The sequence below is a fragment of the Litoreibacter sp. genome (genome assembly GCF_058136045.1).
Genome location: NZ_JBYVDD010000002.1, coordinates 107,215 through 114,246, shown reverse-complemented (window position 1 = coordinate 114,246; position 7,032 = coordinate 107,215). Strand labels below are relative to the sequence as shown.

Annotated in this window: 10 protein-coding genes; all 10 read left to right on the top strand. The window is 52.2% G+C overall.

The features are described from left to right. The first annotated feature begins 220 nt into the window (after window positions 1-220). Window positions 221-1,012, top strand: coding sequence for a hypothetical protein (locus tag AC3Y7R_RS01320; RefSeq protein WP_490040202.1), 792 nt, complete (start codon window positions 221-223; stop codon window positions 1,010-1,012). Between the two features lie 185 nt (window positions 1,013-1,197). Then, the gene (rpsJ, locus tag AC3Y7R_RS01315; protein WP_490040201.1) at window positions 1,198-1,509 is read left to right on the top strand and encodes a 30S ribosomal protein S10; all 312 of its coding nucleotides are present in this window, start codon (window positions 1,198-1,200) and stop codon (window positions 1,507-1,509) included. Window positions 1,510-1,524: 15 nt separating this feature from the next. Next, window positions 1,525-2,265, top strand: coding sequence for a 50S ribosomal protein L3 (gene rplC, locus AC3Y7R_RS01310; protein WP_490040200.1), 741 nt, complete (start codon window positions 1,525-1,527; stop codon window positions 2,263-2,265). Continuing rightward, entirely contained in the window at window positions 2,255-2,875 is a 621-nt protein-coding gene (gene rplD, locus AC3Y7R_RS01305) for a 50S ribosomal protein L4 (RefSeq protein ID WP_490040199.1), read from the top strand. The genes rplC and rplD overlap by 11 nt, the downstream gene beginning before the upstream one ends. Continuing rightward, on the top strand, window positions 2,872-3,168 hold the full coding sequence (locus AC3Y7R_RS01300; RefSeq protein WP_490040198.1) for a 50S ribosomal protein L23: 297 nt from the start codon (window positions 2,872-2,874) through the stop codon (window positions 3,166-3,168). The genes rplD and AC3Y7R_RS01300 overlap by 4 nt, the downstream gene beginning before the upstream one ends. Before the next feature lie 159 nt (window positions 3,169-3,327). After that, window positions 3,328-4,617 carry an ATP-binding protein gene (locus AC3Y7R_RS01295; RefSeq protein ID WP_490040197.1) on the top strand — a complete coding sequence of 430 codons (1,290 nt, stop codon included), beginning with the start codon at window positions 3,328-3,330 and terminating at the stop codon, window positions 4,615-4,617. 193 nt (window positions 4,618-4,810) lie between these two features. Then, window positions 4,811-5,653, top strand: a complete 843-nt coding sequence (rplB, locus tag AC3Y7R_RS01290; RefSeq protein ID WP_490040196.1) for a 50S ribosomal protein L2 — start codon at window positions 4,811-4,813, stop codon at window positions 5,651-5,653. Between the two features lie 2 nt (window positions 5,654-5,655). Further along, window positions 5,656-5,934, top strand: coding sequence for a 30S ribosomal protein S19 (rpsS, locus tag AC3Y7R_RS01285; protein WP_490040195.1), 279 nt, complete (start codon window positions 5,656-5,658; stop codon window positions 5,932-5,934). Window positions 5,935-5,937: 3 nt separating this feature from the next. Beyond that, window positions 5,938-6,324 carry a 50S ribosomal protein L22 gene (gene rplV / locus AC3Y7R_RS01280; RefSeq protein ID WP_490040194.1) on the top strand — a complete coding sequence of 129 codons (387 nt, stop codon included), beginning with the start codon at window positions 5,938-5,940 and terminating at the stop codon, window positions 6,322-6,324. Beyond that, complete coding sequence (rpsC, locus tag AC3Y7R_RS01275) at window positions 6,324-7,031, top strand: 30S ribosomal protein S3 (protein ID WP_490040193.1); 708 nt, start codon at window positions 6,324-6,326, stop codon at window positions 7,029-7,031. The genes rplV and rpsC overlap by 1 nt, the downstream gene beginning before the upstream one ends. Window position 7,032 lies beyond the last annotated feature (1 nt).

The following is a 7,032-nucleotide window of genomic DNA, read 5'->3' as shown; positions in this document are numbered from 1 at the left end:
TTGGCGCCGGTGTTGTGTCGAAAATTACTGAGTAACGGCGGCTTTGCCGTCGGGTGAGTGGCAGGTGACCTCTTGGGGTCACCGAGAACTCACACAGGTGTTATAGCGGCGGTGGGGTAAAACCCCACCCTACCGGATAGATCGAAGGCCGCTTCCTGATGAGGGAGGCGGCCTTCTTTGTGGTACTGTGAATACGCATCGTGAGTTGTTGGAGGCCCTCTTGGCTAAGGATTATTACAAACCCGAAGATATATCGAAAATCAAAGAACGCTTTGGTCAACTTGAAGCACAGTCACGGAAACTGGCTAACGATTTGATAAGACATGAGTTTGTGACGCTCAAGGGGAAGGAGCATGCGCTCCATGGGTTCTCCAGAAGAAGAAAAATTCTTTGGCGGTGTTTGAAAAATGTCTTCGATTTTTTACCTCCCGACCTTGAGGGAACACCTGACAGTGATGATATCGGCGACGCGACAATCTCACTGCATGCGTTTTATGTTAACGTTTTTGGCGCTTGCGATAATCTTGCTTGGGTACTGGTTTATGAGAAAGAAATACGCAAACCCGATGGCGGAGAGCTTCCCGCGGCTTGGGTTGGGCTTAGAAAAGGGAACAAACGCGTCCGCAAAGAGCTATCCGATGAGCTGATTGCCGTGCTCGATAAGTTTAGCAATTGGTTCGATCATATAGACAACTTCCGACACTCGCTGGCTCATCGCGTTCCGCTTTATGTGCCGCCCTATGTGGTCTCAGACAAAAACGAAGCAGAGTATGTCTGTCTAGACAAAGAGGCTTGGAAAGCGCTGAGGTCTGGAGATGTTCTGAAAAGCGAGGAGCTAAGGAATGCACAACGTCAGCTTACGGGTTTTCGTCCTTGGTTCACTCACTCATTCTCGGAGAAGTCGCCAAAAGTGGCAATTCATCCACAGCTACTCGCGGATTTCGGTACGTCACTAGAAGTTGCTGAAGCGGTGATGTTGGAGCTGAACAGGAAAGAGGTTAAAGAAACGTAAAGCTTAGAGATGCCAAATTCACCCTAATAGGTATTGCCACCTCCCGCGACTCGCCCTATACGCGCGGAACGGAACTAGGGTGCGCTATGCGTGCCCTCTTATGTTTCGTGATACAGACGCGACGAGGGGTTCCGATAAGCGGCGCTCTTCCTCTCCGATCTCCGCCCAAACTAGGGGTATGACACATGGCCGCAAGCCAAAACATCCGCATCCGCCTGAAGGCGTTTGACTACCGCGTGTTGGATGCAAGCACTCAGGAAATCGTAAGCACAGCAAAGCGCACCGGCGCCGACGTTCGTGGCCCGATCCCGATGCCCACCAAGATTGAAAAATTCACCGTTCTACGTGGTCCACACGTTGACAAAAAATCCCGCGATCAGTTCGAGATCCGCACGCATAAGCGTCTGCTCGACATCGTTGACCCAACACCACAAACCGTGGACGCGCTGATGAAGCTCGACCTTGCGGCTGGTGTTGACGTCCAGATCTCGGTTTAAGGGGGGCTTCTAGATATGTTGCGCTCTGGTGTAATTGCGAAGAAGGTCGGCATGACCCGCCTCTTCATGGAAGACGGTCAGCAGGTTCCTGTGACTGTTCTTCAACTTGAAAAACTGGAAGTGGTTGCGAACCGCACTGTTGAGAAGGACGGCTACACTGCTGTTCAACTCGGTGCTGGCGCTGCCAAAGCCAAACGGACTTCTAAAGCCATGCGTGGCCACTTTGCTGCGGCAAAGGTTGAGCCTAAGCGTAAGGTTGCAGAATTCCGCGTAGACGAAGCGAACCTGATTGCTGTTGGCGAAGAAATCATCGCTGAGCATTATTTTGACGGCCAGTTCGTTGATGTTGCAGGCACGTCGATCGGTAAAGGTTTTGCTGGTGCGATGAAGCGTCACAACTTTAAAGGTTTGCGCGCGACACACGGTGTTTCGATCTCTCACCGCTCGCACGGCTCGACTGGCCAATGCCAAGACCCTGGTAAGGTGTTCAAAGGCAAGAAAATGGCTGGCCACATGGGTGCTGTTCGGGTGACCACGCAGAACTTGCAAGTTGTCAAAACTGACAATGAGCGCGGTCTGATCATGATCAAAGGCGCCGTTCCTGGCTCCAAAGGTGGTTGGGTCACTGTTAAAGATGCCGTTAAGAAGCCTTTGGCTGACAACGTTGTCTTCCCTGCCGCACTGCGCTCTGCCGCAGTAACCGAAGCGCCGGCTGCTGAAGCCGCTCCAGAGGGAGATGCGACCAATGAAAGCTGATGCAATCAAGCTTGATGGCAAGAAAGCTGGCTCCGTTGAGCTGCCTGACGCCATCTTTGGCCTAGAGCCACGGGTAGACATTCTACACCGTGTGGTTCGCTGGCAGCGTAACAATGCGCAAGCTGGTACTCACAAAGTGAAGACCCGTTCCGAAGTTAACTACTCGACCAAGAAGATATACCGTCAAAAAGGTACTGGTGGCGCGCGTCACGGTGCTCGCTCGGCTCCTATCTTCCGCGGTGGTGGTGTCTATAAAGGCCCAACACCTCGCAGCCACGGCCACGACCTTCCTAAAAAGGTTCGTAAGTTGGGTCTGATGCACGCCCTGTCCGCGAAAGCGGTTGCAGGCGAGCTGGTCATCATCGACAGCATCGACATCAAAGACGTGAAAACCAAAACTTTGGCCGCACAGGTTAAGGAATTGGGTTGGAAGCGCGCTTTGATCATCGACGGTGCCGACGTGAATGCAGACTTCGTTCAAGCCGCGCGCAATATCGTTGGTCTAGATGTGCTGCCGTCCATGGGCGCGAACGTCTTTGACATCCTGAAACGCGACACTTTGGTTATCACCAAAGCTGGTCTCGAAGCACTGGAGGCTCGCCTGTCATGAGCACGAAGTCAGAATATTACGACGTGATCCGCAAGCCAATCATCACCGAGAAAGCCACTATGGCTTCCGAGGCGAACGCGGTTGTGTTTGAGGTCGCTATCGAGGCCAACAAGCCAATGATCAAAGAAGCAGTGGAATCACTCTTCGGCGTCAAGGTTAAGGCGATCAACACGCTGATCACCAAAGGTAAGGTCAAGCGTTTCCGGGGCCAACCCGGCAAGCGCAAAGACGTGAAGAAGGCGTATGTTACCTTAGAGGAAGGTAACACGATCGACGTCTCCACCGGTCTTTAATGTGGTGGCGGGGTAAACCCCGCCCTACGCATAGAATTGAAGAAGCCCTGCTCAAACGAGTGGGGCTTCTTTTTTGATGTAAGATAGGTCTGCTGCTTCACTTGCTATTTTGCTCGGAGGCAATTCTATTGAAGCGATTCAAGCAGAAGGATTATCGGTGTGGAACAACTCGAGGGATTAAGGCCAGTACTGACGCAAGGCGAATATGATTTTGGGAAACTAATGGCGACAGTGCTCTCGCCGTCTCGCCCGCTGCAAACGGAAAAATTTTTGAAAGGGCGGTCAGATCAACTAAATGCATTGAGGAGGGGGCTGATCCAACCTGGACGTCACGCGCTTGTTCATGGTCTTCGTGGTGTAGGAAAGTCTTCTCTTGCACAGACTGGAGCTTATTCTCTTCCTGAGACCGAGGATCCTGTTTTGATTGGGTGCGATGAACGCAGTACCTTCTCAACTATAATTAGAGAAGTTTTTGACCAGGTGGGGGGGCGGTCGCCTAATTTTGAGAGAAAAATTACCGAGAAGGGCTTGAGCTTCGCAAGGTTTGGAATCGGGGCGCATGGTCTTTCCACAGTTGAAGAAGGTAAATCAAGTGAGCCAAGTTCAGTGAATGAAGCTGTTCGATTATTGAGGTTTTTATCTGAGAACCTCAATAACCGGCTTTGCGTTGTTGTCGACGAATTTGATTTAATATCTGATCGCGAAGAGCAAGTGGCATTCACTAATTTTTTAAAGCAAATTTCTGATCAACATGTTTCAGCGGTATTTATAGTGTGTGGTATTGGAGAAAGCGTCGAGACTGTAATGGATGCTCATAAGAGTGCAGATAGGTATTTCCATACAGTTGGGCTTGGTCAGCTTCCGTGGGAGGCACGTTTTGAAATAGTTGAGAATGCAGCCAGGTCTCTGGGTATTGAAATAGATAGAAACACGGTTATCCGCATCGCTCGAATAAGTGATGGCTTCCCTCATTACATACACTTGATTTCTGAAAAACTCTTTTGGGGTGTGTTTGAAGCGCGGAATGGAGGAGCCGTGACGCCAGAATTGTTTGATGCCTCAATGATGAATGCGGCCGAAGCCTTAGATATGAAGTTGAGGGCACCGTATGAGACCGCGACGCAAAAATATCAAAATGACTATGAAAGCGTTCTCTGGGCGTCAGCTGACGGGCATGAGTTGAAGCGTCGTAGCTCAGATATCTTTTCGTCTTACACACGGATAGCCAAACAGTTGTCGAGCGATCCTTTAGATCGCACTAAGTTCAACCAAAGGATTAATGCCCTAAAACGCGAAACCCATGCAGAGATACTGACTGGCTCAAGAACAGGTTGGTACGAGTTTTCTGAGACAATGATCCGTGGGTATGTTCGGTTGCGAGCTGAACAGGCTGGAGTTGACCTTGAGGTGGATCATCCAGCAGTTTTTAAGAACCTTGTAGAGTCGTGATGTCTCCGCACCCAAATTACAGTTCTCCCCTTGACCCCGCGCCGCCTCGATCCTACACACCGACATCGGTAAAGCCCCAGATTCGTCTGGGGTTTTGCTGTTGTTCGCAAGGACACTAAATTCGGGGACCTTCGGGGCCCTATAAACCAAGCAGCGGTAACACCCGCTTGCTCCAAAACGGAAGACAGAAAGCATGGCACTTAAGTCGTATAAGCCGACGACGCCAGGCCAACGTGGGTTGGTTCTGATCGACCGCTCGGAACTTTGGAAAGGCCGCCCGGTCAAAACTCTTACGCAGGGTTTGACCAAGAATGGCGGACGGAACAATACCGGACGGATCACGATGCGTCGCAAGGGTGGGGGTGCTAAGCGCCTTTACCGGATCGTTGACTTCAAGCGGACGAAATTTGACGTCCCGGCGACAGTTGAACGGATCGAATATGACCCGAACCGGACTGCGTTTATCGCACTGGTGAAATACACAGACGGCGAGCAAGCCTATATTATTGCTCCACAGCGCTTGGGCGTTGGTGACACCGTCATCGCATCGGCTAAGGCTGACGTGAAACCGGGGAACGCTATGCCGTTCTCGGGCCTGCCAATCGGCACAATCATCCACAACATCGAGTTGAAGCCAGGCAAAGGCGGCCAGATCGCCCGTGCTGCTGGGACTTATGCTCAGTTTGTTGGTCGTGATGGTGGCTATGCTCAGATCCGCCTGAGCTCGGGCGAGCTGCGTCTCGTGCGTCAAGAGTGCATGTGCACAATTGGTGCCGTGTCCAACCCCGACAACTCGAACCAGAACTTCGGTAAAGCCGGTCGCAACCGTCACAAGGGCATCCGCCCATCTGTGCGTGGTGTTGTTATGAACCCGGTCGATCACCCACATGGTGGTGGTGAAGGTCGGACCTCTGGTGGTCGTCACCCGGTATCCCCTTGGGGTAAGCCGACTAAAGGTGCACGTACCCGTAACAAGAACAAGGCGTCGCAGAAGCTGATCATCCGCTCGCGTCACGCTAAGAAAAAGGGCCGGTAAATATGTCGCGTTCTGTATGGAAAGGCCCCTTCGTCGACGCTTATGTGTTGAAGAAAGCCGAAGCAACCAAAGAGAGTGGCCGCAAAGAGGTCATCAAGATTTGGTCCCGCCGCTCTACTATTCTGCCTCAGTTCGTTGGTCTCACCTTTGGTGTGTACAACGGCCGCAAGCACATCCCAGTGAACGTCACTGAGGATATGATTGGTCAGAAGTTTGGCGAATATTCCCCGACACGGACCTACTACGGTCACGCCGCGGATAAAAAAGCGAAAAGGAAGTAAGTCATGGGCAAGGAAAAAAACTCCCGCCGCGTGGCAGATAATGAAGCAATGGCAAAACTGCGCATGCTTCGTACTTCCCCGCAAAAGCTGAATCTCGTGGCTCAGTTGATCCGTGGTAAGAAAGTGGACAAGGCTTTGGCCGACCTCACATTCTCCAAGAAGCGTATCTCTGACGACGTAAAACAGTGCCTGCAATCAGCAATCGCGAACGCTGAGAACAACCACAATCTTGATGTGGATGATCTGATCGTGGCGGAAGCTTATGTCGGCAAGAACCTGACCATGAAACGCGGTCGCCCGCGGGCCCGTGGCCGGTTTGGTAAGATCGTTAAGCCGTTTTCCGAGCTGACGATACTGGTGCGTCAAGTTCAAGCTGAGGAGCAAGCATAATGGGTAATAAAGTAAATCCTATCGGCATGCGTCTTCAGGTCAACCGCACCTGGGACAGCCGTTGGTACGCTGAGAGCAAAGATTTTGGTGATCTGCTTCTGGAAGATATCCGGATGCGTGAATTCATCAAAACCGATTGCAAACAAGCCGGCATCAGCCGTGTGATCATCGAGCGTCCGCACAAGAAGTGCCGCGTCACGATCCACACAGCACGCCCGGGCGTCATCATCGGCAAAAAAGGCGCCGATATTGAAGGTCTGCGCAAGAAGCTGTCTGCGTTCACTGAGAGCGAGCTGCACCTCAACATCCTTGAGGTTCGCAAGCCTGAGTTGGATGCTGCATTGGTTGGTGAGTCCATCGCCCAGCAGCTTGAGCGTCGTGTGTCTTTCCGTCGCGCTATGAAGCGCTCGGTTCAGAACGCAATGCGTATGGGTGCCTTGGGCATTCGTGTGAACCTCGCGGGCCGCCTTGGTGGCGCCGAGATCGCGCGGACCGAATGGTACCGTGAAGGCCGCGTGCCTTTGCACACCCTGCGTGCCGACATCGATTACGCACACGTTGAAGCGATGACTGCCTATGGCATCATCGGGATCAAAACCTGGATCTTCAAAGGCGAGATCATGGAGCACGATCCACAAGCGCGTGACCGTAAGCAACAGGAACTCCAAGACGGCCCAACACCTCGCGGTGCTGGCGGTCGTCGCTAAG

Coding starts and splice junctions, on each gene's coding strand:
- rpsJ (WP_490040201.1), top strand. CDS start 1,198: ATGGCCGCAAGCCAAAACATCCGCATCCGCCTGAAGGCGTTTGACTAC.
- rplC (WP_490040200.1), top strand. CDS start 1,525: ATGTTGCGCTCTGGTGTAATTGCGAAGAAGGTCGGCATGACCCGCCTC.
- rplD (WP_490040199.1), top strand. CDS start 2,255: ATGAAAGCTGATGCAATCAAGCTTGATGGCAAGAAAGCTGGCTCCGTT.
- AC3Y7R_RS01300 (WP_490040198.1), top strand. CDS start 2,872: ATGAGCACGAAGTCAGAATATTACGACGTGATCCGCAAGCCAATCATC.
- rplB (WP_490040196.1), top strand. CDS start 4,811: ATGGCACTTAAGTCGTATAAGCCGACGACGCCAGGCCAACGTGGGTTG.
- rpsS (WP_490040195.1), top strand. CDS start 5,656: ATGTCGCGTTCTGTATGGAAAGGCCCCTTCGTCGACGCTTATGTGTTG.
- rplV (WP_490040194.1), top strand. CDS start 5,938: ATGGGCAAGGAAAAAAACTCCCGCCGCGTGGCAGATAATGAAGCAATG.
- rpsC (WP_490040193.1), top strand. CDS start 6,324: ATGGGTAATAAAGTAAATCCTATCGGCATGCGTCTTCAGGTCAACCGC.